The 24,279-nt window shown below is 74.8% G+C and carries 23 protein-coding genes and 1 pseudogene; 5 read left to right on the forward strand and 19 right to left on the reverse strand.

Translation table 11 applies throughout. The features are described 5' to 3' along the window. A pseudogene (locus ABZ885_RS10050) lies at positions 1-2,787 on the forward strand (hypothetical protein); the annotation flags it as partial. A gap of 77 nt (positions 2,788-2,864) precedes the next feature. Here the strand turns inward: ABZ885_RS10050 and ABZ885_RS10055 are convergent. Beyond that, positions 2,865-3,908, reverse strand: coding sequence for a zinc-dependent alcohol dehydrogenase family protein (locus tag ABZ885_RS10055; protein ID WP_360185824.1), 1,044 nt, complete (start codon positions 3,906-3,908; stop codon positions 2,865-2,867). A 156-nt stretch (positions 3,909-4,064) separates the two neighbouring features. On the opposite strand from ABZ885_RS10055, the gene ABZ885_RS10060 reads away from it, so the two are divergent. Both ABZ885_RS10060 and ABZ885_RS10065 read left to right on the forward strand, forming a co-directional pair. Continuing rightward, entirely contained in the window at positions 4,065-5,060 is a 996-nt protein-coding gene (locus ABZ885_RS10060; protein WP_360185827.1) for a DEDDh family exonuclease, read from the forward strand. Between the two features lie 31 nt (positions 5,061-5,091). Beyond that, complete coding sequence (locus ABZ885_RS10065; protein WP_360185830.1) at positions 5,092-5,889, forward strand: SURF1 family protein; 798 nt, start codon at positions 5,092-5,094, stop codon at positions 5,887-5,889. Between the two features lie 72 nt (positions 5,890-5,961). On the opposite strand, the gene trxA is transcribed toward ABZ885_RS10065, so the two are convergent. From trxA to ABZ885_RS10080, 3 genes are all read right to left on the reverse strand, one after another. Continuing rightward, complete coding sequence (trxA, locus tag ABZ885_RS10070) at positions 5,962-6,291, reverse strand: thioredoxin (protein WP_360185832.1); 330 nt, start codon at positions 6,289-6,291, stop codon at positions 5,962-5,964. Then, positions 6,292-6,717 carry a MerR family transcriptional regulator gene (locus ABZ885_RS10075; RefSeq protein WP_360185912.1) on the reverse strand — a complete coding sequence of 142 codons (426 nt, stop codon included), beginning with the start codon at positions 6,715-6,717 and terminating at the stop codon, positions 6,292-6,294. Between the two features lie 141 nt (positions 6,718-6,858). After that, on the reverse strand, positions 6,859-7,437 hold the full coding sequence (locus tag ABZ885_RS10080) for a hypothetical protein (RefSeq protein ID WP_360185835.1): 579 nt from the start codon (positions 7,435-7,437) through the stop codon (positions 6,859-6,861). 181 nt (positions 7,438-7,618) lie between these two features. Here ABZ885_RS10080 and ABZ885_RS10085 point away from each other — a divergent pair, with 181 nt between their 5' ends. Then, positions 7,619-8,389 carry an SDR family oxidoreductase gene (locus ABZ885_RS10085; protein ID WP_360185837.1) on the forward strand — a complete coding sequence of 257 codons (771 nt, stop codon included), beginning with the start codon at positions 7,619-7,621 and terminating at the stop codon, positions 8,387-8,389. 31 nt (positions 8,390-8,420) lie between these two features. On the opposite strand, the gene ABZ885_RS10090 is transcribed toward ABZ885_RS10085, so the two are convergent. From ABZ885_RS10090 to ABZ885_RS10130, 9 genes are all read right to left on the reverse strand, one after another. Then, positions 8,421-9,065 carry an alkaline shock response membrane anchor protein AmaP gene (locus ABZ885_RS10090; protein WP_360185840.1) on the reverse strand — a complete coding sequence of 215 codons (645 nt, stop codon included), beginning with the start codon at positions 9,063-9,065 and terminating at the stop codon, positions 8,421-8,423. Beyond that, a complete protein-coding gene (locus tag ABZ885_RS10095) occupies positions 9,062-9,853 on the reverse strand; it encodes a DUF6286 domain-containing protein (protein ID WP_360185842.1) in 792 nt (263 codons plus the stop codon). Before ABZ885_RS10095 ends, ABZ885_RS10090 begins: the two co-directional genes overlap by 4 nt. A 55-nt stretch (positions 9,854-9,908) precedes the next feature. Further along, complete coding sequence (locus ABZ885_RS10100) at positions 9,909-10,274, reverse strand: hypothetical protein (RefSeq protein ID WP_360185845.1); 366 nt, start codon at positions 10,272-10,274, stop codon at positions 9,909-9,911. After that, positions 10,274-10,465: a hypothetical protein gene (locus ABZ885_RS10105; protein ID WP_360185846.1), complete on the reverse strand. Its 192-nt coding sequence runs from the start codon at positions 10,463-10,465 to the stop codon at positions 10,274-10,276. The genes ABZ885_RS10100 and ABZ885_RS10105 overlap by 1 nt, the downstream gene beginning before the upstream one ends. A 55-nt stretch (positions 10,466-10,520) precedes the next feature. Next, positions 10,521-11,021, reverse strand: coding sequence for an Asp23/Gls24 family envelope stress response protein (locus ABZ885_RS10110; RefSeq protein WP_360185848.1), 501 nt, complete (start codon positions 11,019-11,021; stop codon positions 10,521-10,523). Positions 11,022-11,200: 179 nt separating this feature from the next. Continuing rightward, entirely contained in the window at positions 11,201-12,007 is an 807-nt protein-coding gene (locus tag ABZ885_RS10115) for an enoyl-CoA hydratase/isomerase family protein (RefSeq protein ID WP_360185851.1), read from the reverse strand. A gap of 245 nt (positions 12,008-12,252) precedes the next feature. Then, positions 12,253-12,486, reverse strand: a complete 234-nt coding sequence (locus ABZ885_RS10120; RefSeq protein ID WP_049658450.1) for a helix-turn-helix domain-containing protein — start codon at positions 12,484-12,486, stop codon at positions 12,253-12,255. A 326-nt stretch (positions 12,487-12,812) separates the two neighbouring features. Continuing rightward, entirely contained in the window at positions 12,813-14,411 is a 1,599-nt protein-coding gene (gene abc-f, locus ABZ885_RS10125; RefSeq protein WP_360185854.1) for a ribosomal protection-like ABC-F family protein, read from the reverse strand. Positions 14,412-14,636: 225 nt separating this feature from the next. Next, the gene (locus ABZ885_RS10130) at positions 14,637-15,569 is read right to left on the reverse strand and encodes a hypothetical protein (RefSeq protein ID WP_360185856.1); all 933 of its coding nucleotides are present in this window, start codon (positions 15,567-15,569) and stop codon (positions 14,637-14,639) included. Positions 15,570-15,912: 343 nt separating this feature from the next. Between ABZ885_RS10130 and ABZ885_RS10135 the strand changes: the two genes are divergently transcribed. Next, a complete protein-coding gene (locus ABZ885_RS10135) occupies positions 15,913-17,124 on the forward strand; it encodes a glycosyl hydrolase (protein WP_360185858.1) in 1,212 nt (403 codons plus the stop codon). Between the two features lie 36 nt (positions 17,125-17,160). Here ABZ885_RS10135 and ABZ885_RS10140 read toward each other — a convergent pair whose 3' ends face one another. Genes ABZ885_RS10140 through ABZ885_RS10165 form a run of 6 tightly spaced genes read right to left on the reverse strand, consistent with a single transcriptional unit; the run spans position 17,161 to position 24,276 of the window. Beyond that, a complete protein-coding gene (locus ABZ885_RS10140) occupies positions 17,161-18,324 on the reverse strand; it encodes a GNAT family N-acetyltransferase (RefSeq protein WP_360185861.1) in 1,164 nt (387 codons plus the stop codon). Next, positions 18,321-19,139 (reverse strand): hypothetical protein, encoded by an 819-nt coding sequence (locus ABZ885_RS10145; protein WP_360185864.1) that lies wholly within the window; start codon positions 19,137-19,139, stop codon positions 18,321-18,323. The genes ABZ885_RS10140 and ABZ885_RS10145 overlap by 4 nt, the downstream gene beginning before the upstream one ends. A 53-nt stretch (positions 19,140-19,192) precedes the next feature. Continuing rightward, positions 19,193-20,308 carry a glycosyltransferase gene (locus tag ABZ885_RS10150; protein WP_360185867.1) on the reverse strand — a complete coding sequence of 372 codons (1,116 nt, stop codon included), beginning with the start codon at positions 20,306-20,308 and terminating at the stop codon, positions 19,193-19,195. Further along, positions 20,305-21,219 carry a polysaccharide deacetylase family protein gene (locus ABZ885_RS10155; protein ID WP_360185870.1) on the reverse strand — a complete coding sequence of 305 codons (915 nt, stop codon included), beginning with the start codon at positions 21,217-21,219 and terminating at the stop codon, positions 20,305-20,307. The genes ABZ885_RS10150 and ABZ885_RS10155 overlap by 4 nt, the downstream gene beginning before the upstream one ends. Beyond that, entirely contained in the window at positions 21,212-22,924 is a 1,713-nt protein-coding gene (locus tag ABZ885_RS10160; RefSeq protein ID WP_360185873.1) for a lipid II flippase MurJ, read from the reverse strand. Before ABZ885_RS10160 ends, ABZ885_RS10155 begins: the two co-directional genes overlap by 8 nt. Then, the gene (locus ABZ885_RS10165) at positions 22,921-24,276 is read right to left on the reverse strand and encodes an O-antigen ligase family protein (RefSeq protein WP_360185876.1); all 1,356 of its coding nucleotides are present in this window, start codon (positions 24,274-24,276) and stop codon (positions 22,921-22,923) included. Before ABZ885_RS10165 ends, ABZ885_RS10160 begins: the two co-directional genes overlap by 4 nt. Positions 24,277-24,279: the final 3 nt, after the last annotated feature.

The following is a 24,279-nucleotide window of genomic DNA, read 5'->3' on the forward strand; positions in this document are numbered from 1 at the left end:
GGCCTCGCGCCCGCCGCGGCCGCCGCGCCGGCCGGCCCCGCCGACACCGGCGCCGCACTGCCCGAACTGGTCGTCCCCGGCCAGCCGTTGCCCACCCCGCGCACCGAGGAACTGCTCGGCGCGGGCGAGAAGGGCTTCCTGCACACACAGCCGAACGGCAGCTTCGGATCGACCGTCGCGTGGACGGCGTACGACACCGGCGCCACCAAGACGGTCACCAGCGACTACTTCTCGTCCCCCCGCACCATCGCCAGGTACGGCGCCGGCGCGGACACGGCCGCCGTCTACGCGACCCCGTACGGCGAGTCGTCCTGGAAGCTCCAGGACATGGCCACCGGCGCCACCACGGTCCTGAACACAGCCGGACCCACCTTCACGGAGGGCCTGTTCGGCGACTCACTGCTGGTCAGCACCTCGGTCCCCACCGCCCCGGGCGCCTCGACGCTCAAGCTGGGCAGCCTGGCCTTCCTGCGCGACAGCGGCGCCGGCAGCACGGTGACCGTCCCGCTCACCGACTGGACCGCCGCCGGCGGTCTCCCCCAGCAGATCAGGATCCTCGGCGGCGACGCCAAGGAGGCCGCGATCGGCTTCAACGACGACGCGGGCCGCTTCCACATCGCCCTCGCCGACACCCACACCGGGGCGCTGAAGGTCACCCTGCCGGTGGCCGCCACCAACCCGGCCGTCTCCGCCTGCGTCGGCCCGGCGGCCCTCGGCCGCGACCGTCTGGCCTGGATGGCCAACGACTGCAAGGTGCACCTGCTCCCCCGCTCCGACCTCAACCTGGCGAGCGAGATCGTCGTCCCGTTCACGTACCCGAATCAGCCGACCGCCATCGGCCTCACCGGCGACTGGCTGGTCACCGCTTTCTGGCCCGAGTACCGCGACTACTCCTCGGACAAGCCGCCGCACAAGGAACTGCGCGCGCAGTCCATCCTGGGCGGTTCGTCTGTCAGCCTGCTCCCGTACGCCTCCTCGACCCTGGTCCAGGCCCCGGACGGGTCCGTCCTGGCCGAAGGCGGCCAGGACTCGCGTGACTGGAAGGTCCGCAAGGTCTTCTCGCCCGGCGAGCCCGCACCGACCGCCACCGCCACCGGGTACACCGTCGCCCCGGACGTCCACACCGTGGTCGACTTCAGCCTGGCGGCGGGCGCCCTCACCTCCACCGAGACCGGCAGCGGCCCGGTGGACGGCTTCTACCAGCAGGACGTGACGCTCGGCCGGCAGCCGGCCACCACCCCGCGGCGCTCCCTCGGCCCCGAGAGCGCGTACACCGAGGCCGACGCCAACTGCCGCTACGAGGCCACCTGCACCCGGCTGGTGGGCACCGGCGACGGCCGCGTCGTCCACTACGACCGCTACATCGTCCCGGTGACCCGCACCGCCGAGACGGCCGTGTTCGTCCGCACCGGCAAGGACGTCCGGGTGGTCCGCCCCGAGGGCGGCATGGGCTCGGTCGTCGAGGCCGCCGGCCGGTACGTGCTGATCAGCAACGGCATCTCCGGCACCTCGCGCGGCGTGATCGACGTCGACTCCGCCCGGCCGGGCGAGGTGATCGCCGGCACCGTCGGCATCAAGGCCGCCTCCGTCGACGGCGGCGCCCTCTACGCGGCGACGGCGAAGCAGGGCGAGATCGTGGTGACCGACCTGGCCACCCGTCAGCAGACCCGCACCCTGCAGACCGGCGCCACCAGTGACCTCACCACCGTCAAGGCCGCCCACGGCTGGGTCTACTGGTCCTCCGCCTCCGGCGCCGCCGGCGTCATCAACCTGACCACCGGCGCCACCGTCCCGGTGCGGGCGGGCGCCCTGGAGATGGGCGCCGGGTACCTGTTCTACGAGTACGGCCCGACCTCCGGCTTCAGCTCGCTGGTCACCTTCGAGAGCGGCACGGCCGTCACCCACGTGCTCCCGCTCCGGCTGATGAGCTCCACCACGCAGGTCAACTGGAGCGCCGACCGCTTCGGCGGCGGCTTCGTCTACCGCGACAGCTCGAACAACCTGCACGTGCTCTCGGTCACCGCGGCCGACCACGGCACCACCTTCACCAGCGTGAGCCCGGCCCGTCTGCTGGACACCCGGGACGGGACCGGCCGTCCCGGCACCAGCAAGGTCGCGGGCCGCGAGACCGTCTCGCTGCAGGTCGCCGGCCGCGCCGGGGTGCCACTGGGCACCAAGGCCGTCGCGCTGAACATCACCGCCACCGAGGCCGAGGGCAACGGCATGGTCACCGCCTGGGCCAGCGGCGCCGCCCAGCCCACCGCCTCCAACCTCAACTGGACCGCCGGCCAGACCATCCCGAACCTCGTCGTCGTCCCCGTCGGCCCCGACGGCAAGGTCAACCTCCTCAACGGCTCCGGCGCACCCACCCACCTCATCGCCGACGTCTTCGGCTACTACACCGACAACACCACCGGCTCCACCTACACCCCCGTCAACCCCGACCGCCTCCTCGACACCCGCGAAGGCACCGGCCGCCCCGGCACCACCAAGGTCACCGGACGCGACACCCTCACCCTCCAGATCACCGGCCGCGCCAACGTCCCCGCCGGCGTCAAGGCAGTGATCCTCAACATCACCGCCACCGAGACCGAAGGCAACGGCTACCTCTCCGCCTGGGCCAACGGCACCACCCAGCCCACCGCCTCCAACCTCAACTGGACCCCCGGCCAGACCATCCCGAACCTCGTCATCGTCCCCGTCGGCCCCGACGGCAAGGTCAACCTCCTCAACGGCTCCGGCACACCCACCCACCTCATCGCCGACGTCTTCGGCTACTACAACTGACCCAACACACCCCCCGAACACCAGCGGCCGGCGCCACCCCCACAAGGGTGACGCCGGCCGCCGCCGCCCACACAACGTCAGAACACGACCCGCACCTTCAACGCCGAACGGTCGTCCATCGCCCGGTAGCCGTCCGGGACGTCCTCCAGGCCGACCGTGCGGTCGAAGACCAGGCCGGGCTCGATGGCACCGGAGAGGACGTCCGGCAGCAGCTCGGGGATGTAGGCGCGGGCCGGCGCGACCCCGCCGTTCAGCGAGACGTTCCGGCCGAACATCTGGCCGATGTCGACGCCGGCGCTGCCGCCGTGCGGCACCCCGACGTAGCCGACCGCACCGCCGTCGCGGGTGATCGAGACGGCGGTCCGCATCGACTCCTCGGTGCCGACGGCCTCCAGGACGGCGTGCGCGCCCTGGCCGCCGGTCAGCTCCTTGACCGCCTCGACGGCGGCCTCGCCGCGCTCGGCGACCACGTCGGTCGCGCCGAAGCGGCGGGCCAGGTCGGTCCGGGCGGTGTGCCGGCCGAGCGCGATGATCCGGCCCGCGCCGAGCCGGTGCGCGGCCAGCACGCCGCACAGGCCGACCGCGCCGTCACCGACCACCGCGACGGTCGAGCCGGGCCGCACCCGCGCCGAGACGGCGGCGTGGTGCCCGGTGGCCATCACGTCGGACAGCGCGAGCAGGCTCGGCAGCAGCTTCTCGTCGCCCACCGCGTCCTTGGGCAGGGCCACCAGCGTGCCGTCGGCGAACGGGACGCGCACCGCCTCGCCCTGGCCGCCGTCCGAGCCGACCTCGCCCCAGAAGCCGCCGTGCGGGCAGGAGGTCTGCAGGCCTTCGAGACAGAAGTCACAGCTGCCGTCCGACCAGACGAACGGCGCCACCACCAGGTCGCCCGGCTTGAACCCGCGCACCTCGGAGCCGGTCTCCTCGACCACGCCGAGGAACTCGTGGCCGATCCGCTGCCCGGCCACCCGCGCCGCCACGCCCCGGTACGCCCAGAGGTCGCTGCCGCAGATGCAGGCGTTGACCACGCGGACCACGGCGTCCGTCGGCCGCTGGATCACCGGGTCCGGTACGTCCTCGATCCGGATGTCGTGGGGGCCGTGGATCACGGTGGCGCGCATGAGGGTTCGTCCTTCGGGGAAGCGGCCGCGCGGGGGTGTGGGCGGCCGGGGATATTCGACTGGGTGTACGACGAATATGCGGACCACTCTATTCCGGTTGCCCTCGTGCAACATTCCGGCCTGGCCAGAGCTCTACGGCGCTTAAGCTGTTTGACCATGCATGCGATCCAGCCCGAGACGTCCGGCGCGCCGCGGGCCGTCCCCGTCCCCGCCCAGCGCGCCGCCGCCCCCGCCGGAGGCTTCGCGGTGGTGGACGTCGAGACCACCGGCCTCGGCCGCTCGGACCGGGTCATCTCGGCGGGCGTCTACCAACTGGACGCCGAGGGCGAGGTCACCGACCACTGGTACACCCTGGTCAACCCCGAGCGCGACCCCGGCCCGGTCTGGATCCACGGCCTCACCGCGCGGGTGCTGGCGGACGCGCCGACCTTCCCGCAGATCGCCGGCGAGTTCGCCGAGCGGCTGCGCGGCAGGGTCATGGTCGCCCACAACGCGCTCTTCGACTGGAACATGATCTCCCGCGAGTTCTCCCGGGCCGGCCTGCACGCCCCGGTGGACCAGCGGCTCTGCACCATGGTGCTCTCCCGCGACCTGCGGCTGCCGCTGCCCAACGGCAAGCTGGCCTCGCTCGCCGCGCACTTCGGCGTCCAGCAGCGCCACGCGCACAACGCCCTGGACGACGCCCGGGTGCTCGCGGAGGCGTTCCGCCCCAGCCTGCACCTGGCCCGGCTGGGGGGCGTCCCGCTGCCGCTGCAGAACTGCGTCGCCGTCACCGACCTCGGCGAGGACGAGCCCGTCTCCGCGGCCCGCAGCACCTGGACCGGCGGGTCCTACCGGCAGGCCAGGAAGCGCCCGCCGTGCCCGTACCCGAACCCCGGGCGCTGGGAGGACGGCAAGCCGCTGGTGCAGGGCATGCGGGTGGCGTTCACCGGCGACACCGCGACCGACCGCGAGCTGCTGGAGGACCGCGCGGTCGAGGCCGGCCTGCACATCGCCGGCTCGGTGAGCCGGCTCACCAGTCTGCTGGTCACCAACGAGCCCGGGAGCTGGAGCGGCAAGGCCCGCAAGGCCCGTGAGGTCGGCACCCCGGTGGTCGGCGAGGACGCCTTCCTGCAGCTGCTCCGGGAGGTCGCCCCGCACCCCGGTGCGTGATCCGGTTGTGAGGTGCGCGTACCGTGCCCGTGTGTACCGTTTTCTCCTCTCCCGGCGCTGGCTGATCACCCTGCTGATCGCCCTGCTGCTGATCCCCGCCACGATCAAGCTGGGGTTCTGGCAGCTGCACCGCCACGAGGCGCGGGTGGACCGCAACAAGCTGATCGGCCAGGCCCTCACCGACCGGCCCGTGCCGTTCGACACCCTGTCGGCCGAGCCCGGTTTCGCGGTCCCCAAGACCCTCACCTGGCGCCCGGTGACGGCCACCGGGCAGTACGACACGGCGCACGAGTTCGTGGTCCGCAAGCGGACCGACTCCAGCGGGGACAAGATCGGCTACTTCGTGATCACCCCGCTGGTGCTCGCCGACGGCAAGGGGAGCGTGCTGGTCAACCGCGGCTGGGTGCCCTCCGGCGCCTCCGCCGCCGAGTACCCGGCGGTCGCGGCCGCGCCGGCCGGCCAGGTCACCGTGACCGGCCGGCTGCGCGCCGACGAGACCGCCGGCAACGGCCTCCACGACCGCTCCGGCATGCCGGACCGGCAGTTCAACCTGATCAGCACCGAGCAGCAGGCCAAGGAGACCGGCGCCACCCTGCTCGGCGGCTACCTGGAGCTCACCGCCACCGAGCCGGCCCCGGCCGACCAGCCCGAGCTGCTGCCCGAGCCCAACCACTCCGACATCGGCCCGCACATGGCGTACGCGATCCAGTGGTGGTTGTTCACCGCGCTGATCCCGGTCGGGTTCGGGGTGATGGTGCGGCGCGAGGCCAAGGACCGCCGCAAGGAGGCCGCCGAGGCCGAGGTGACGTCGGAGCCGGTGCCGGCGTAGCGCCCGCCGGGCCGGCACCGGCTCCGCGGGTGCTCTATAGGGCCCAGGAGAACATGCCCTGCAGGACGTGTCCTACAGCACGTCGTCCAGCTCGCGCAGCAGCCGGGCCTTGGCCCGGGCGCCCACCACCGACTTCACCGGTTCGCCGCCCCGAAACACCACCAGCGTCGGCATCGACAGCACCCCGTACCTGGCCTGCGTCTCCGGGTTGCGGTCCACGTCCAGGCTGACCACGGTCAGCCGGTGCGCCTCCTCCCGGGCGATGTCCGCCAGCACCGGCACCATCTGGCGGCACGGCGGGCACCAGTCCGCCGTGAAGTCGACCAGGACCGGTCCCTCGGCCCCCAGCACCTCGGTGGCGAAGGTCTCGTCCGTGACCTCCGGTACTCCGGTGATCTGCATCTACCGCTCCTCCCACTCGATCGCCAACTCGCACTGCGGCGCACGGTCGGCGGCCTCCGCCGCCAGGTCCTCGCGGGCCCGCTCGGCCCGGGCGTACTGCTCGGCCACCCGGGTCCGGACCTCCTGCAGCCGGCCGATGCACTCGTCCAGCTCGGCCAGCTTGCGCCGGTAGACCTCCAACGAGGCCGGGCAGGAGTCGCCCTCCGGGTGGCCGGCCTGCAGGCACTCCACGAACGGGCGGGTCTCCTCCAGGCCGAACCCGAAGTCCTGGAGCGTGCGGATCTGCCGGAGCAGCCGGAGGTCCTCCTCGCCGTAGGCGCGGTAGCCGTTGCCGGCCCGCCGGGCGGGGAGCAGCCCGAGCTGCTCGTAGTAGCGCAGGGCCCGTGTGGTCGTCCCCGCCTGTTGTGCCAGCTCGCCGATCCGCACGATCCGCACCATCCTTCCGACCGCTTTCCGAACGCCGCCGGAAACGACGGTAGACCTTGACGCAGGCGTCAAGGCCAACCGGTTTTCGCCGGGAGCTCCGTGCCGGGTGCCGCCGGACAGGCCGGGCCCGCCGGGCCCGCCTCAGTGCTGGGTGTTGTAGAAGCCGATCAGGACGGCGCCCCACCAGCCGGCCTGCGAGACCAGTGCGGAGGCGGCGCCCCTGGTCAGCAGCGGGGCGGGCGGGCGGCGCTCGCCGTAGGCGGTCAGGCGGCGGTGCAGCGTGCTCGCGTACACGCCGTTGAGCGCGATCAGCAGGACGAGCCCGAGCTTCACCTGGGTCAGCCCGGAGGAGAGCTGCGGCTCCAGCAGCACGCCGCTGAGCACCAGTCCGGCCAGCCCGCCCCAGACCGGGACGTGCAGCGGCGTGGTGAAGTCCACCACCTGACGCAGCGTGCGCCGGCCGAGCAGCCACTGCAGCCCGTAGTAGTCGATGGCCAGCACCGCGCCGAGGCCCACCACCAGCGACGCCAGGTGCAGGAACAGGGCCACCGTGTGCAGGGCCGGGTCGGCGTGCAGGTGGCCGGCGGTCCACGCGCTGGCGGCCCAGAGCAGGCAGACGGCCGCGATGGCGCCGCCGAGCCGCAGCCTGCGCTGGACGTCGTCCGTGACGGCGGCCGCGGCTCCCCCCGGTGCCGGGACGGTGAGGTGACGCTTGGACATGAGGGTGCTCCGCGATCGGGGGGCCAGGGCGGGGTAAGCAAGGGTAGGTTTCCCTAACTTCGTTTCGCCGTCAACTTTCGGCCACCGGGCGATCGGCTTCGGCCACGGAGCACCGGGCATCCGCGCACGCCGTCCTGCGCCGCCGCTACCCCGCACCCCCGCCACCCGGCAGGATGGGCCCATGGATCTCGGACTGAAGGACAAGGTGTACGTGGTCACCGGCGCCACGCGGGGCCTCGGCCTGGCGGCCGCCCGCGAGCTGGCCGCGGACGGCGCCCGGGTGGTGGTCAGCGGCCGGAGCAAGGAGTCCGTGGACGCCGCCGTCGCCGCACTCGACGCCCTCGGCGGCTCCGGTGCCGCACACGGCCTGGTGGCCGACAACGCCGACCCGGAGACGGCCGGCCGGCTGCTCGCCGCGGCCGTCGAACGCTTCGGCCGGCTGGACGGCGTGCTGATCAGCGTCGGCGGCCCGCAAGCGGGCCCGGTGACCACCGTCCCCGAGGAGGCCTGGCGGGACGCCTTCGAGTCGGTCTTCCTGGGCGCCCTGCGGATCGCACGCGCCGCGGCCGACGCGCTCGGCGAGGGCGGCGTGATCGGCTTCGTGCTCTCCGGCTCGGTCCGCCAGCCGATCCCCGGGCTCGGCGTCTCGAACGGCCTGCGGCCCGGCCTGGCGATGGCCGCCAAGTCGCTCGCCGACGAGCTCGGCCCACGCGGCATCCGGGTGGTCGGCCTGCTGCCGGCCCGGATCGACACCGACCGGGTGCGCGAGCTGGACACTCTCGGCGGTGACGCCGACGCCGCCCGCGCCCGGCACAGCGCGGAAATCCCGCTCGGCCGCTACGGCACCGCCGAGGAGTTCGGCAAGGTCGCCGCCTTCCTGCTCTCCCCCGCCGCCTCCTACCTGACGGGTGTGATGCTGCCGGTCGACGGCGGCGCGCTGCGCAGCCTCTGACCCGCCCGCGGTTCCCGCCGCCCCGGCGTCGCTACTGCACCCGCGGGTGCCTGCGCCGGCCGCCGCGTCTCCGGACGGCGGCGGCCGGTTTCGCCGGCACCACCCGGATCCGCAGGTCGGCGGGCAGCTCGGCCAGGCCGAGGCTGGTCCGGGCGTCGGTGCGCGGGCCGGTCTCGAAGTGCTCGACCAGGGCCGCCGGATCGCCACCGGGGGTCAGCCGGACGGTGGCGCGCAGCTTCGGGTGCCGCGGCCCGCGGATCAGCCGGACCTTGGCCCGCTCGACCTCCGGGAGCGCGGCGGTGCCGGTCTCCAGCGCCTCCTCCAGCGCCCGGCTGCGCAGTCGCAGCCGCAGCCGGGACGTGCCGGGCGTGGGGACGGCGACGGTCGTCGGGCCGCTGCGGTGGAGCTGGGCGTAGAGCCACCCGGCCGCTCCGGCCACCAGGACCGCCAGCCCGGCGATCACCGTCGGCCACCACCAGGACCGCTCCACCAAGCGGGTCCGCGAGTCGGCGCTGAGCACCGGCTGGTCCGGCGAGGTGAGCGGCCACCAGCTCGGCGGGTCCGCCCCGAGCCGCCCGTACAGGTCGAGGCCGCCGGCCAGCACCAGCACCCCGGTCGCGAGCAGCACCAGCCCGGCCACGCCGATCAGCACCCGGTTGACGGTGGTCCGCGTCATCGCTCCTCGCCTCCCCCGGCCGCACCGCCGGACGTCCCGTCGGCCGCGCCGCCGTCCGCACCGTCGGGCGTCCCGTCAGGTGCCGCGCCGGCCTTCTCCCCGGCTGCCGCATCGGCCTTCTCGCCGGCCCTTGCATCGGCCGCTGCGCCGGCCGGCTCGGCGGCCGCCCCGTCTCCCGGCACCGCGGTGGCCCCCGCCCGGCCGCGCCGGGTCCGGACGTCGAGCCGGAGCGGCCGCGCCAGCGGGACCCGCGCCAGCTCCGCCCGCAGCTGCCGCTGGACGGAGGCCGGGTCGGCCGGGCCGTCCAGGACGACCTTCACCCGGCGGCGGTTGATCCGGATCCTGAGGCGGTCGATGCCCGGCAGGCCGGCCGCGCGGTCGTCCAGCAGGGTGCCCACCCCGCCCCGGTCGACGGCCGCGGACGTGTCGCCGTGCGGGCGCAGCGGCAGCCAGCGGCGCAGCCCGGGGGCGAAGGCCAGCCAGAGCAGCCAGCCGCCGGCCAGGGTGACCGCACCGGCGCCGACCAGGACCCAGAGGTCGTCCAGGTGCCGGGCGGCCAGTTCGTCGGCGACCTCGGAGCGCCAGCGGCGTGCGGGGTGGCCGGTGCGGACGGAGATCACGTCGTAGAGCAGCGCCACGCCGAGCACCAGGACGGCGGTCGCGACCACGACCGCGGCCACCGTGCGCCGGGCGCGCAGCCGGCGCACCTTGACCGGCGCCGGCCCGGGCCCGCTCCCCGCCCCGGACCCGGGCTCGGCAGGCCGGGCCTGCGGCAGCGGGCCGGTCATCCCCCGCCCCCCGGTTCCGTCCTGCCGACCGGCCCGGCGCCCACCGCGCCGACGGTCACGCCGAGCCCCCTCTCCCCGGCACCAGCTTCTCGACGACCACCACCACCTCGCCGACGCGGGTCCCGGTCAGCCCGCTGACCTGGGCGGCGATCCGCTCGCGCAGGGCGCGGGCGAGGGCGGCGAGGTCGGCGGGGAAGGGCAGGTCGACGGCGACCCGCACGGTGACGGTGGAGCCCGGGACGGAGACCGAGACCTTCGGCGGTCCGCCGCGTTCCGCCCGGCCGTGCCAGGCCTGGGCGAGCACGTCCCGGGCGGCCCGGTCGGCGATCCGGGCGTACACCCGGTCGGCGAGGCGGAGCCGGCCGCGGGCGCCGGGTTCCCGGCGGGGGACGCCGGAGACGGGGGTGACGAGGGCCGCCATCAGCGGCGCCGGTCGCGGCCGCGCAGCAGGTCACCGAGTTCACCGAGCTCGATGTCGCCCTCCAGCAGCCGCCCGGCCACGAAGCCGACCGCGCCCAGGGCTCCCACCAGCAGGAACGCCGCGAACCCGCCGAAATAGCCGGCGAAGCCGAGAGCCATACCCACCACCAGGCCGACGATGGCCAGGTTCATCCGCTCCTCCTCGTCCTCCGCCGGTTCCCCGCCGCGCGGACGCGGCGGGGCTTCGCTACTTCAGCTTGGGCCGTTGCCCGGAGGAGAGGTTCTCCTCTTCCTCCTCCTCGACGTCCGGCTCGTCGGGGAGGTGGACGTCGTTGACCGCGATGTTGACCTCGACGACCTCCAGGCCGGTCATCCGCTCGACCGCGTCGATGATGTTCTCCCGTACCTGGCGGGCCAGTTCGGGGATCACCACGCCGTACTCGACCACCAGCGCGATGTCGATGGCGGTCTGCTTCTCGCCGACCTCGGCCTTGATGCCGCGCCCGATGCTGGACTTGGTGCCGGGCACCCGGTCGCGCATCGCGCCGAAGGTGCGGGAGAAGCCCGAGCCGAGCGCGTGGATGCCGGAGACCTCGCGGGCGGCCATCCCGGCGATCTTCTCGACCACGCCGACGGCCAGCGCGGTGCGGCCGCGCTCGGCCGACTGCCGGCTGCTCTCGCTGCTGGAGGGGGTGCCGGCGGTCGAGGGGTTCTTGTGCAGGGCGGAGGGCGTCGGAGTGTCAGGCATGGGTGCTTCTCCCGTTCGTACGGCTCCAGCTATATCGCAAATCCCTCCAACTCTGGCATTTCGCCACGATTCCCGCCCCCGGAGCTCCGCCCGTCACACCCCGGTGCGGCCGGGAACGCCGGAGGCCCGGCTCGCGGGGACACACCCCCGCGAACCGGGCCTCCGGCGGAAGCGGCCGGTCAGTCGCCGATGCCGGCCAGGTCGCGCAGCCGGCGGGCCTGCGCCACCCGTTCGGCCGAACGCTGCTCGTCGTAGGAGCGGCCGCCCGCCCCCTGGAGCAGCGCCTTGGTCTCGATGACGGCGCTGCGCGGCGCGGCCAGCAGCGCGGCGGCGAGGTCACGGGCGGCGCCGTCCAGCTCGGCGGCGGGGACGGCCAGGTTCGCCAGGCCGGTGGCGGCGGCCTCCTCGGCGCCGACCCAGCGGCCGGTGGCGCAGATCTCCAGCGCGCGGGCGTAGCCGACCAGGTCGGTGAGCGGCTTGGTGCCGGCCAGGTCGGGGACGAGGCCGAGCGAGGTCTCCTTCATGGAGAACTGCACGTCGTCGGCGACGACGCGCAGGTCGCAGCCGAGCGCGAGCTGGAAGCCGGCGCCGACGGCGTGGCCCTGGACGGCCGCGACGGAGACCAGGTCGGGGCGGCGCCACCAGGTGAAGGCCTCCTGGTAGGAGGCGATGGTGTCGTCGAGGTCCTTGTCCTCGGCGGCGGCGAGCTGGAGGAAGGTGATCTCGCCGGGGATGCCCTCCGCGGTGAACATCGCGCGGTCCAGGCCGGCCGAGAACGAGACGCCCTCGGCGCGCAGCAGGACCACCCGGACGGCGCCGGGCAGTTCGCGGCCGGCGGCGGCCAGCGCGCGCCACATCGCGGGCGACTGGGCGTTGCGCCGCTTGGGCTGACAGAGGGTGACGACGGCGAGCTCGCCGTCGATCTCCAGGCGGACGCCGTCCTGCTCCCAGCTCGGGGCCTGCGGGTCGGTGGCGGGGGCGGTCATGCGGGGACCTCCGGTGGCGGGGGACTTGGCTACCGGAGAGTAACAAACCTGGGCGCGCAGCGGCAGGGCGGCGGCGCACACCGTCACGGGAGAGAAGGCGGAAGAGAAGGGGGAAGGCCCGCCGGGAACAGCGGCGGGCATGACGATCGGCGGCCGGTTCGCACGGGCCGGGGGCGGACGATCAACAGTCGCCTCCCCGGTCGGCGCCCTGCCGCCGAGTCATCCGTCGATTGACTGACGGACCGTCAGGAGCTTGCTCCAGCAGTAGCTTTGTTCTTGCCCCGCGTGGCACCACCGCGGCCCCGGAGGATCACTCCGGACTCGCTCAGCATCCGGTGCACGAAGCCGTACGAGCGGCCGGTCTCCTCCGCGAGAGCGCGAATGCTCGCCCCGGAGTCGTACTTCTTCTTGAGATCGGCCGCGAGCTTCTCACGCGCGGCACCGGTCACCCGGCTGCCCTTTTTCAGAGTCTCGGCCACCCGTGCCTCCTCGTAGCGTTGCTCGGTCAGATTCCCATGATCACCCATCCACAGCGTCCTGGCCACCCATTCGACAAGGTCGATGTCGGGAATGCGTGGTCCGCCGGTGGTGATCAGAGCGCACAAGGGCGCTCACGCAGAGTGCACGCCCCCGGAGGGATTGCGCCGTCCGCCGCGAAGTGGCTGATCAGCAGCGTCGGCCCGACCACGATCGAGTGGCGGGCCGACGGAAGCTCCTCAAACGGAATCCGGGACCTCTTCATTCCCGGACACGCCGTAAGGACTAGTTTTTCTGGTCCGAAAAGGGGACCGGGCGTCTAGTTCGCTCAGGCGAGCGAGACCAGATCGGCGTAGGCCGGGCTCCAGAGGTCCTCCACGCCGTCCGGCAGCAGGATGATCCGCTCCGGCTGGAGCGCGTCGACGGCGCCCTCGTCGTGGGTGACCAGCACGACCGCGCCGCTGAACTCGCGCAGCGCCCCGAGGATCTCCTCGCGGCTGGCCGGGTCGAGGTTGTTGGTGGGCTCGTCGAGCAGCAGCACGTTGGCACTGGAGACCACCAGCGAGGCCAGCGCGAGCCGGGTCTTCTCGCCACCGGAGAGCACCCCGGCCGGCTTGTCGACGTCGTCGCCGGAGAACAGGAAGGAACCGAGGATCTTCCGGATCTGCACCAGGTCGGTGTCGGGCGCCGAGGAGCGCATGTTCTCCAGCACCGTGCGGTCCGGGTCCAGGGTCTCGTGCTCCTGGGCGTAGTAGCCGATCTTCAGGCCGTGGCCCGGGATCACCTCGCCGGTGTCCGGCGCCTCCACCCCCGCCAGCATCCGCAGCAGGGTGGTCTTGCCGGCGCCGTTGAGGCCCAGCACGACGACCCGCGAGCCGCGGTCGATCGCCAGGTCCACGCCGGCGAAGATCTCCAGCGAACCGTAGGACTTGGAGAGGTCGCTGGCGGTCAGCGGGGTCTTGCCGCACGGGGCCGGGTCCGGGAAGCGCAGCTTGGCGACCTTGTCGCTCTGGCGGACCTGCTCCAGGCCGGAGAGCAGCTTCTCGGCGCGGCGGGCCATGTTCTGCGCGGCCACCGTCTTGGTCGCCTTGGCGCGCATCTTGTCCGCCTGCGCGTTCAGCGTGGCGGCCTTCTTCTCGGCGTTGGCCCGCTCGCGCTTGCGGCGCTTCTCGTCGTCCTCGCGCTGCTGCTGGTACTGCTTCCAGCCCATGTTGTAGACGTCGATCGCGGAGCGGTTGGCGTCCAGGTAGAACACCTTGTTGACGACCGTCTCGACCAGGTCGACATCGTGCGAGATGACGATGAAGCCGCCCTTGTACGTCTTCAGGAAGTCCCGCAGCCAGGCGATCGAGTCGGCGTCGAGGTGGTTGGTGGGCTCGTCGAGCAGCAGCACGTCGGAGTCGGAGAAGAGGATCCGGGCCAGCTCGACGCGGCGGCGCTGACCACCGGAGAGGGTGTGCAGCTGCTGGCCGAGGATGCGGTCCGGCAGGCCCAGCGCGGCGGCGATCGTGGCGGCCTCGGCCTCGGCGGCGTACCCGCCCTTGGTGAGGAACTCGGTCTCCAGCCGGGCGTACTTCTTCATCGCCTGGTCCCGGGTGGCGCCCTTGCCGTTGGCCATCCGGTCCTCGTTCTCGCGCATCTTCTTCAGCACGGTGTCGAGGCCGCGGGCGGAGAGGATGCGGTCCTTGGCGAGGACGTCGAGGTCGCCGGTCCGCGGGTCCTGCGGGAGGTAGCCGACCTCGCCGGAGCGGGTCACCGTGCCGGCGGCCGGCAGGCCCTCGCCGGCCAGCACCTTGGTGAGCGTGGTCTTGCCGGCGCCGTTGCGCCCGACCAGGCCGATCCGGTCACCGGGGGCGACCTTGAAGCTGGCGGACTCGATCAGGATCCGGGCACCGGCGCGCAGCTCGAGGGCGTTGGCGGAAATCATGGCTGGGAACTACTCCTGGGACGTGGGCGGGCGCCCGGGCGGAGCCCGGGTCCGGGGCGGCGGAAGGGGCGTCGTCGGTGGACCGGCAGACCGCTCGGGGCGGCGCGCCGCTCGTCCGCTAGTGCCCGGAGAGAACAGCCATCGCGGCAAGTCTACCGGGCCCCGCGAGGAGGCCCGGAGGAATTACCGGCCGGGGGTACCGGCCGGGGCCGGGGCCGGGCAGGCCTACGGCTGGGGCGTGCCCTCCGGGGCCTCCGCACAGGTGCCCTGCGGGCGGACGGCGGCGAAGGGCTCGGCCGGGCTGCCGCAGGCCGACTCGGGGGCGGCGGCCTTGGTGTCGAACACCTTGGGGGTGACGATCGGACCGTCCGAGATCAGCACCCGGCGGCCGTCCAGCGCCTTCAGCGAGACCCCCGGACCGGCGTTCAGCGCCCAGCCGGTGCTGTCCAGCCGGTACCCGGAGATGCCGCCGGAGACCGCCAGGCCGCTGCTGTTGGTGCAGCTGCGCGGCACCAGCACCGCGAAGTCGGTGCCGACGGTGCGCATCGGGTCGTAGACGCAGTTGCCGGGCGGCTTGGAGTTGTAGCGCAGGTCGCCGTCGGCGTCGCGGAAGCCCATGGTCAGGTTGGGGGTGACCACCGCCACCCAGGGCGCGGACTGCCCGACGGTGCGCAGGGCCGCGGACGCGCGCTCCTGCGCCAGCTGCTTGCGCTGCTCGTCGGTGCGCTTGTCGGCGCCCGGCTCGCCGTCGCCGCGCAGCCAGTCCGCCAGGCCGGGCACGGCACGGTGCCAGCGCACCTCGTGGTCACCCGGCCGCACCGAGGTGACCAGGCCGTCGTCCCAGACCACCACGGCGCTCTCGCCCGCCATCGCCAGGTAGAGCGCGGTGGCGCCCTCACGGCGGTAGGACCAGGCGTACTCGCCGGTCGCGCGGTGGTACGCCTCCAGACCGGGGCCGACCTTCAGCTCCAGGTCGGCCGCGCTCAGCGTCTGCGCGTCGACCGGGCTGGCGCCCGCCGCACCCGGCTCGGCCACCCGGTCCCCGAACGGCACCGGCTTGTTGGCGTGCGCGGCCGCGCCCGCCACAAGGACCAGCAGCACCGCCAGGGCAGGGAGGATCGATCGGGGGGTGAGGACACGCAGCGGCTTCCAGGACACGGGCGGAGCGTACCTTTCACCACCCGTACGAGTCAGCCGGACCCGGCCGCCCGTCCGAACGGCGGGACCGTGGATGGCCGGATCGCGCCCCTCCTCCCGACCCGCCCGCCGACCTGCGCCGTCGGGCCGGCAGCGGTTCCGGACGGCCGCCGCGGTAGGGCGCCAAAGGCGGTCCGGACTGTTACAGAGGTGATACACGGCACATGGCGGCGGACGGCGTTCGAATATCGCCCACTTTAGGGTGACATTCGGCTTTTCCGACGCTCGCCGGGCCTACTGTCTGCGAGCGGGGCACCACGGTCCGTCCGGCCGGCCCCGTTCTGCGATGCCCGGAGGAGAGACCATGCGAATCGGCCGCCTGACGCTGGCCGCCGCCGCCCTGCTGCTGCTGACCACCGCCGGCGTCCCCGCCGGGACGCCGCTCAGCCAGACCGAGCGGCACACCCTCTCCTCCGACGCGCTCCTCCCCCGCGGCGCCGCACCCCGGCCGGTCGTCCAGCGCCCGCAGCACGAGCCGCCGTTCGGCGCCTTCGTCGGCTCCTGGGACACGTACATCCCGCAGCTCGGGCAGTACGCCCAGTGGCTGAACAACGCCAACCTGCAGGTCGGCCACACCTACCTGGCCGGCAACCACTGGACCGACATCGAGGGCGACCCGGTCGTGCTCGGCCTGTGGTCGCAGTGGCGGCTCGCCGACCCGTCCCGGATGCTGATCCTCGGCGTGCCGATGCTGGTGCCCAACGAGGCCGGCGTGCCGGACGCCGAGGTCGCCCGGCTGCTCGCCCAGGGCGCGCGCGGGGACTTCGACCGGCACTTCCTCAAGCTCGCCCACCGGCTGGTCGCCCTGGGCGGGGCGGACACCGTGCTCACCCTCGGCTGGGAGATGAACGGCGTCACCTACACCCACCGCTGCAAGCCCGACCCGGCGGCGTGGAAGGCGTACTGGCGGCGGATCGTCTCGGTGATGCGCTCGGTGCCCGGGCAGCGGTTCCGTTTCGACTTCACCCCGAACCGGGGGGTGGACGCCATCCCGTGGACCAGGTGCTACCCCGGCGACGACGTCGTCGACATCATCGGCATGGACAACTACGACCAGCCGGCCGGCGCCACCTTCGACGACTACGTGCGCGAGCCGTACGGGCTCCAGGACCAGGTGGAGTTCGCGGCCAAGCACGGCAAGCCGGTCTCGTACCCGGAGTGGGGGCTGTTCCGGAACGGGGACAACCCGGAGTTCGTGCAGCGGATGGTGGACTGGATGCGCACCCACGACACCAGTTACCAGACCGTCACCGACTACTGCCCGCACGGCTTCTGGCAGTGCGGGCAGAACCCGCGCTCCAGCACCAGGTTCAGGCAGCTGATGGCCGGGTCCAAGGGGGCCCCGGCCACCGTGCCGCCGGCACCGGTGGTGCCGGCGGTGCCGGTGGTGCCCGCTCCGGCGATCCCGCCGACGGTGTCCGCGTCCCCCTCCGCCTCCCCGGCGGCGCCGACCGCGTCGCCGTCGGCGGCCCCCTCGCCGAGCCCGTCCGAGGGCGGCCGGCCGGCCCGGCGCTGAGCCCGGGGCCGGGCCGGTCCCGCGCGCCGGACGGGGTCAGCTGCGACGGCGGGCCAGCAGCACCTGCTTGAGCCCCGGCAACCGGGCGTCCAGCACGTGCACCGCGGCCTGCCGGGCCCGCACCGTTCCGGCCCGGGCGGCTGCGGCCGGGGCCGGCCCGCGCGGGCCGAACAGCAGCCGCTGGTTCGGCAGCCGGTCCGGCCGCCACCGCTGCTTGTACGGCTCCTGACCGCGCAGCAGGCCTATCACCGGGATGCCCGCCGCCACCGTCTCCTCCAGCGCCGCACCGAACAGCAGCCCGGCGATGTCCAGCCGCTCGCGCAGACCCGGATGCGCGCCGTACAGGTAGAGGCCGCTGAAGGACGGGCAGAGCAGCAGCACGTTCACCGCGACCAGCTCGCCGTCCAGCCGGAACTGGTGGACGGCCGCCCGGCCGGTGGCGACCAGGCCGGTGGTGGAGTCGGCCAGGTGCCGGGCGAACCGCTCGGTGCGGTGCTCCGGGGTGACGCCGCGCTCCTGCCACTGCAGGAAGTGCAGCCGGAGCAGGCCGGCCAGCGCCTCGGGCACCTCCTCCGGGGGCGTCGAGCGCACCTCGACCCCGGCCTCGGCGATCTTGCGCAGCTTCACCCGGTTGCGCTGGGCGGTCTTGCCCCTGAGCCGCTTGAGCAGCTCGTCCATCGGGACCCCGGGCAGGTACTGGCAGAGCGAGTCGGCGAAGCGGCTCCGACGACCGGGCCACTGCTCGAACACCCGCTGCACGGCCGCCTCGGGGTGCACCTCGCGCAGCTCCAGGCTGTGCCAGGGGCGGGTCAGCGGGAGCGCGGCGGCGAACTCGGCGGCGGCACGGTCCGCGCAGGAGTCGTCGAGCAGGATGTCGGTGAAGTCGATCAGCCCGTCGCCGAGCCCGGTCAGGCCGCCGAGCGGACCGCCGCGCCGTCGGAACGCGCCCGCGCCGACCAGCCGCCCGTCCCGGCGGACGAGCAGCACGTGCAGCCCGCCCGGGCGCCCGTACTGGCGCCACCAGGAGGCCTGCCAGGCGGCGGACTGGAAGAAGGTGGCCGTCCGGCAGCGGGTGACCAGGTCCTCCCACTCCTCGGCGAGGGTGTCGAGGGCGTCGTCCTCCCGGCGCAGCTCGGTGGTCCAGCGCGGGGGGCCGGCCTGGGCGGGGAGGCCGGTGGCCGGGGCGGCCGGGGTGGTCATCGACCGCTCCCGGCGGCGCTCTTCCCCGCCTTCTCCGGCCCGGCGGACTTCTCCGGTCCCGCGGCCGTCTCGCCCTTCCCGGGCGTCTCCGCCTTCCCGTTCCTCGCCGCCGGGGTCCTCGTCGCCGGAGTCTTCGCCAAGGCGGCCGCCGCGGCTGCGACGGCTGCGGCGGGCGGGGCGTCGTCCCGGGCCCGGTCCTCCTCGGTGCGCAGGCGCGGGGTGACCGCTTCGGGCGCGGCCGCAGCCTCCGGCCCGGACCCGCCCCGCCGACGGGTCATCATCACCAGCGCGCCGATCAGCAGGCCGGCCGCGCCGCCGACCGCGACGTCCAGCTGGGCGGAGGGGGTGGTCGGCTCGTCCGGCTCGGCCGCGGGGGCCAGCGGGACCAGCCGGACGCCGGTCTCCCTGCTGCTGGCGTTGGCGAAGGACACCAGCGAGCGGGCCACCGCGTCGGCGGCCTCGACCGCCTCCTCCGGCCGGCCGCCGGTGCCGGTGATCTCGATCATCGGGGCGTCCGGCGAGGTGGTGCCGTGCACCAGCGCCTCCAGCCGGGCACGGGTGTGCCCGGTGTCGGCGGCGGCCGCCGCGAGAACCTGCGGCTGGCCGGCCAGCCGGCCGTACGCCTGGGCGAAGTTGACCGCGGTGGCGCTCTCCCCCGGGTTCTGCGGCACCACGACCACGTAGGAGTTGGCGGCGTACGAGGGCTCGGCCACCGCGGCGTACCCGCCGCCGCCGGCGGCACCCAGCGGCACCGCGAGGACCACCGGCCACCAGCGGCGGACCAGGCTGCGGGCGCTTCGGCGCGGTTCGGACATGGGGTGCTCCTTGGATATGCGGGCCCGGCTGCGGCGGCCGCCCGGTCGGCGGCTCAAGCGCGGGCCAGGCGGTCGTAGAGGGCGCCGAGGTCGGCGGCCACCCGGGCGATGTCGTAGTGGCCGACGGCCGGGGGCCGGGGCAGCGGGTCGGTGCTGTGGTCGTTGAGGTGGCGCAGCTCGCGCAGCGCGGTGGTGTAGGCGGCGGCGTCGGAGGGGATCCGGCGGGCCTGCGGGGCGGCGGAGGGCGGCAGTTCGTCCAGGGCCGGACAGGCGCTGTGGCGGACCGGCAGGCCGGCCGCGAGGCCCTCCAGGACGCCCAGGCCGAAGGTCTCCTCGGTCGAGGGGGCGGCCAGCACGTCCAGGGCGGTGAGGAGGTCGGGGACGTCGTCGCGCTCGCCGGTGAGCACCAGGCGGTCCCGGACGCCGAGTTCGACGGCCCGCCGCTCCAGGGCGGCGCGTTCGGGGCCGTCCCCGACCAGGACCAGGCGGGCGGCCCGGTCCAGCCCGGCCAGCGCCTCCAGCAGGACGTCGAAGCGCTTGCCGGGGACCAGCCGGCCGACCCCGCCGATCACCCAGCCGTCCGGCGGCAGGCCGAGTCCGGCCCGCATCCGGGCGCGGGTGGCGGCCCGGTCGGCGTCCGCACGGTGGTGGCGGGCGGTGTCGATGCCGTTGGGGATCAGCTCGACCCGGGCCGGCGGGACTCCCCAGGAGTGCAGGGTCTGGGCGACCTGGCGGGAGACCGCGACGGTGGTGGTGCCGAGGCGTTCGGCGGCCAGGTAGAGGCCCTTGACGCCCCGGGTGACCGGGCGGCCCTCGATCACCCCGGCGTGCAGCGAGTGCTCGGTGCTCACCACGGCCCGGACCCCGGCGAGCCGGGCGGCCAGCCGCCCGTACAGCTGGGCCCGGAAGAGGTGGGTGTGGACCACGTCGTAGCGGCCGGCCCGGACCAGCCGGACCAGCCGCGGCAGCGCGCCGACGTCCCGGTTGCCGCGCATGGCGAGGTGGTGGACGGTGACCCCCTCGGCGCGGAGCGCGGCGGCCACCGTGCCGGGGTTGGTCAGCGCGGCCACCTCGCAGTGCTGGTGCGCGGGCAGGTGCCGCAGCAGCAGCTGGAGTTGGCGCTCGGCGCCGCCGGAGGCGAGGCCGGTGACGATGTGCAGCACTCTCACCGGGCGGACCTCCGGTGCTGCGCGGCGAGGCGGTGGCGGCGCAGCTCGGTGACGGTGTCGCGGAGGCGGTGCCGGCCGCGCTTGGCCCGCAGCCGCCAGGCGCCGTCGCGGTCGCCGACGTAGCAGCGGGGCAGGGCGTAGCGGCCGGTCAGCGGCGAGTGGGCGATGGCGCAGGCGTAGTCGTAGCCGGCGTCCCGGACGGCGAGGGTGGCGGGCAGGTCGACCGCCCCGTACGGGTAGCAGAAGCCGGTGACCGGGCCGCCGGCCACCTCCTCCAGCGCCCGGCGGCTCTCCCGGGTCTGGGTGGCGAGGACGTCGGCGGGCAGCCCGGGGAGGGACCGGTGACCGAGGCCGTGCGAGCCGATCTCCCAGCCGGCGGCGGCGAGTTCGGTGACCTCCTGGACGGTGAGCAGCTTCTTGCGCGGGCCCTCCGCGTCCCAGTCGTTGTCCCGGCCGAGCAGGTCGGCGACGACGTAGGCGGTCGCGGTGAAGCCGTAGGCCTGGAGGATCGGTACGGCGTAGCGGGCGAAGTCGGCGTAGCCGTCGTCGAAGGTGAGGCCGACCAGCCGGTCGTCCTTCCCGGCGGCCCGGGCGCGCATCAGTTCGCGGACGGAGACGCCGCGCCGGCCGCGCCGGTGCAGCCAGGCGATCTGCTCGGCGAACCGCTCGGGGCTGACGGTCAGCTGGTAGGGGTCGTGCTCCTCGACGGCCACCGAGTGGTACATCAGGATCCACGGCGAGGTGGTCTCCGGGCCCGGGAGGCCGGCGGTGGGGCGGCGGCTTCTGGGCAGCCGTGCCTGGGGGCGGCCGACGCCGGCGCGTGGAGCGTCGGCGTGCACGCCTGCGGCCGCCGCGACGGCGGAGCGGCGGACGCCCGCCAGGACCGAACGGACAGGACCCCGTTCATCCATGGGGAAGGTTCCCTTCATCGGCAACGGGTGACGGGCCCAGGGCCCGGACGGCGGCGAGGACGGGGCCGCGCACCTCGCGGGCACCGAGGCCGGTGCCGAGGGCGGCGAAGGCCAGGGCCACGGTGGCGCCCCCGAGCAGGGTGGAGAGCAGGGGGTCGGCGGGGAGTCCGGCCGCGGGGGTGCCGAGGGCGACCGCGCCGGCGGCGGCCGCCAGCAGCCGGGCGTGGCCGCCGAGGACCTTGCGCAGGCGCAGCGCGATGCCGCGCAGCACCAGGCCGCGCAGCAGCAGGGCGGCGGTGGTGGTGATGCCGGCCGCGTTGCCGGCGGCCAGGCCGAGGGCGCCGAAGCGCGGTGTGGCGAGCAGGCCGACGGCGGCGGTGACGCCCAGGCCGACCGCCATGGCGGCGACCGGGTACCAGTCGAGCAGCCGCCGGCCGCCGTCGTCGCCGTCCGGGTCGCCGGCCCGGCGGACCACCGGGCGGAGCGAGAAGTACGGGCGGATCATCACGCCGATCAGGGCCTGGGCGGGCAGGCCGAAGCTGTAGACGCGGATGACGGCGGCGGTGGCGGCGGTGTCCTGCGGGCCGAAGGCGCCGCGCTGGAAGAGCAGGGCGACCACCGAGGGGGCGCAGGCGAGCAGGAAGGCGGTGCCGAGCAGGACGAGCGCGGCGCCCTGGCCGAGGTCCTTCTCGACCCGGTCGCGGGCGGCGTCGAGGTCCCCGGCCGCGAGGGCGCGGGCGACCAGCGGGAAGGTCACGGTGACCAGCAGGATGGCCACGGTCATGGCCAGTTGGGAGACCTTGGCGGCGTAGTTGAGGTGCGAGATGCTGCCCGGCGGCAGTGCGGAGCCCAGGTACCGCTCGATGAAGACCTGTGCCTGGCGGGTCAGGGTGAAGGCGACCACCGGGAGGACGGCCAGCGGGATCAGCACCAGGCCCTGGCCGGCCAGCGGGGACCGGGACGCCGCGCGGCCCCGGCGCAGCAGACGGCCGGTCGGCACGGCCACGACGGCCGCCAGCAGCAGGCTGCCGGCGGCGACCCCGATCGCGGCCGCCTTCACCCCGAGCCGGTCGTGGCCGGTGAGCAGCGCGACCAGGATGGTGAGGTTGTACGCCACGTAGATCCCGGCCGGGGCGGTGAAGCTGTGGTGGGCGCGCAGGGCGGCGCCGAGGTACCCGGCGAGGCCGAACGGCACGATGGTGAGCGCGGTGATCCTGGTGCAGGCGACGGCGAGGTCCGGGTCGGCGAGGCCGGGGGCGAGCAGCCCGACGAACCAGGGGGCGCCGAGGGCGACGCCGAGGGTGACGGCGCACAGCACCAGCAGCAGCCGGGGCAGCGTGGCGCGGGCCAACTGCCGTACCGGGTCGGGTCCGTCGGGCCGTTCCTCGCGCAGGACCAGGGCGAGGCTGAAGGCGGGGACCATCAGGAACGCCATGCAGTCCTCGATCAGCAGCGGCGCCGCCGTCTCCGGGACGGTCCAGGCGACCAGGAAGGCGTCGGTGCCCTGGTCGGCGCCGAAGAAGGTGGCGAGCAGGAGGTCGCGGAGCAGGCCGAGGGCGGAGCCGGCCGCGGTGAGCACGGCGGTGACGCCGAAGGCCTTGGCGACGAAGCCGTGCCGGGGGCCGGCCGGCACGGACCCGCCGGCCGGTGCGCTGCGGGGGGCGGGCAGGGCGGGGGCGAGCGAGGCGGGCGGTTCGGTGGTCATCGGGCGGGCGCCTTCCGGCTCCCGCTGCCGGTGCCCGGGCCGCCGGGGCGGGCCTGCGCGGCGCGGGCGGCCAGGCCGAGGACGACGGAGGTGAGCACGGTGGTGGTTCCGCCGATGTCCGCGTACAGGAAGTCGACCAGGACCCAGACGAGCAGGGCGAGGGCGGCGAGGCCGGGGCCGGTGGCGCGGCGGAGGCAGCCGAGCAGCAGGCCGAGGAAGAGCAGGGCGTAGGCGACGATGCCGATCAGGCCCTGCTCGCTGAGGACGAGGAAGTACATGTTGTGCGGGGAGAGCAGCGGTTCGCGCTGGAAGCCGATGGTGGCGTCCGCGGCGTCGCTGCCGGAGGAGAGCCGCAACGGGGCGTGGCTGTCGCGCAGTTGCTGGAAGGCCTTGGGGCCGGCGCCGGCGACCGGGTGGTCCTGCCAGATGCGCTCGGCGGTGGCCCACAGGTCGTAGCGGTCGGAGACGGACTGGTCGGGTGCGGCGGAGACCGAGCCGATCGAGCTGAGCCGGTCGGTGACGCCGGAGGCGCCGAGGCCGAGGCCGCCGACCAGGACGACGGCGGCGGCCAGGCCGAGGACGGCGCTGCGGACGGCGAGCCGGGCGTCGGCGCGCAGCAGCAGGACGGCGGCGGCGGCGCCGGTGGCGATCCAGCTGCCGCGGCTGAAGGACACCGCGAGCGGGAAGGCGAGGAAGGCGGCGGCCGCGTACATGGCGCGCCGGAGCCGGGCGTCGCCGCCGGGCCCCCGCTCGCCGAGGGCGAGGGCCAGCGCCGCGAGCAGGCCGTAGGCGACCACGGTGGACATCGCCATGACGTCGAGCGCGCCGAAGGTGCCGACCGCGCGGACCGGCTGCCCGGCGTAGGAGGCGCCGGTCCGGGTGAGGTACTGGTGGGCGCCGACCGCGCCCTCGACCAGGGCGGCGGCGACGAAGGAGCCGAGGACCAGCCGCTGGTCGGTGCGGTCGCGCAACGCGCAGAGGACGGCGGCCGGCACCAGGACGAAGACCTGGGTGAGCCGGACGAAGCCGGTGACGCTGGCGGCCGGATCGATGGAGCCGATGGTGGCGACGGCCGCGGCAACCACGACCGCGCCGAACCGGACGGCGCCGGTGCGGCCGATCGCCGGGGTGCGGCCGCGCAGCAGGTTCACCGCGGTGAGCGCGACCAGGGCCAGCGAGGCGAGGTCGGCGGCGGTGACGTGGACGGCGGCGGTGACGTCCTTCTCCCCGGTGGGAACGCAGACCAGCAGGACGGTCGCGGCCGCGAGCAGGCTGGGCCGTTCCAGCGGTGCCGTCCACGCCCGGCGTAAGGCCCGGCCGGGGTGGGGGACGGCGGAGAGGGTGAGGGCCACGCC

Origin of the sequence: Kitasatospora sp. NPDC047058 (genome assembly GCF_040643935.1) — a bacterium.
GTDB lineage: Bacteria > Actinomycetota > Actinomycetes > Streptomycetales > Streptomycetaceae > Kitasatospora.

Bases quoted from the DNA above. Each gene is read 5' to 3' on its own strand.
- ABZ885_RS10115 (WP_360185851.1), bottom strand. From the start codon at position 12,007: ATGACCGCCCCCGCCACCGACCCGCAGGCCCCGAGCTGGGAGCAGGAC.
- ABZ885_RS10090 (WP_360185840.1), bottom strand. From the start codon at position 9,065: ATGACGCGGACCACCGTCAACCGGGTGCTGATCGGCGTGGCCGGGCTG.
- ABZ885_RS10135 (WP_360185858.1), top strand. From the start codon at position 15,913: ATGCGAATCGGCCGCCTGACGCTGGCCGCCGCCGCCCTGCTGCTGCTG.
- ABZ885_RS10140 (WP_360185861.1), bottom strand. From the start codon at position 18,324: ATGACCACCCCGGCCGCCCCGGCCACCGGCCTCCCCGCCCAGGCCGGC.
- ABZ885_RS10110 (WP_360185848.1), bottom strand. From the start codon at position 11,021: ATGCCTGACACTCCGACGCCCTCCGCCCTGCACAAGAACCCCTCGACC.
- ABZ885_RS10060 (WP_360185827.1), top strand. From the start codon at position 4,065: ATGCATGCGATCCAGCCCGAGACGTCCGGCGCGCCGCGGGCCGTCCCC.
- ABZ885_RS10105 (WP_360185846.1), bottom strand. From the start codon at position 10,465: ATGAACCTGGCCATCGTCGGCCTGGTGGTGGGTATGGCTCTCGGCTTC.
- ABZ885_RS10080 (WP_360185835.1), bottom strand. From the start codon at position 7,437: ATGTCCAAGCGTCACCTCACCGTCCCGGCACCGGGGGGAGCCGCGGCC.
- abc-f (WP_360185854.1), bottom strand. From the start codon at position 14,411: ATGATTTCCGCCAACGCCCTCGAGCTGCGCGCCGGTGCCCGGATCCTG.
- ABZ885_RS10100 (WP_360185845.1), bottom strand. From the start codon at position 10,274: ATGGCGGCCCTCGTCACCCCCGTCTCCGGCGTCCCCCGCCGGGAACCC.
- ABZ885_RS10085 (WP_360185837.1), top strand. From the start codon at position 7,619: ATGGATCTCGGACTGAAGGACAAGGTGTACGTGGTCACCGGCGCCACG.
- trxA (WP_360185832.1), bottom strand. From the start codon at position 6,291: ATGCAGATCACCGGAGTACCGGAGGTCACGGACGAGACCTTCGCCACC.
- ABZ885_RS10145 (WP_360185864.1), bottom strand. From the start codon at position 19,139: ATGTCCGAACCGCGCCGAAGCGCCCGCAGCCTGGTCCGCCGCTGGTGG.
- ABZ885_RS10095 (WP_360185842.1), bottom strand. From the start codon at position 9,853: ATGACCGGCCCGCTGCCGCAGGCCCGGCCTGCCGAGCCCGGGTCCGGG.
- ABZ885_RS10055 (WP_360185824.1), bottom strand. From the start codon at position 3,908: ATGCGCGCCACCGTGATCCACGGCCCCCACGACATCCGGATCGAGGAC.
- ABZ885_RS10155 (WP_360185870.1), bottom strand. From the start codon at position 21,219: ATGGATGAACGGGGTCCTGTCCGTTCGGTCCTGGCGGGCGTCCGCCGC.
- ABZ885_RS10160 (WP_360185873.1), bottom strand. From the start codon at position 22,924: ATGACCACCGAACCGCCCGCCTCGCTCGCCCCCGCCCTGCCCGCCCCC.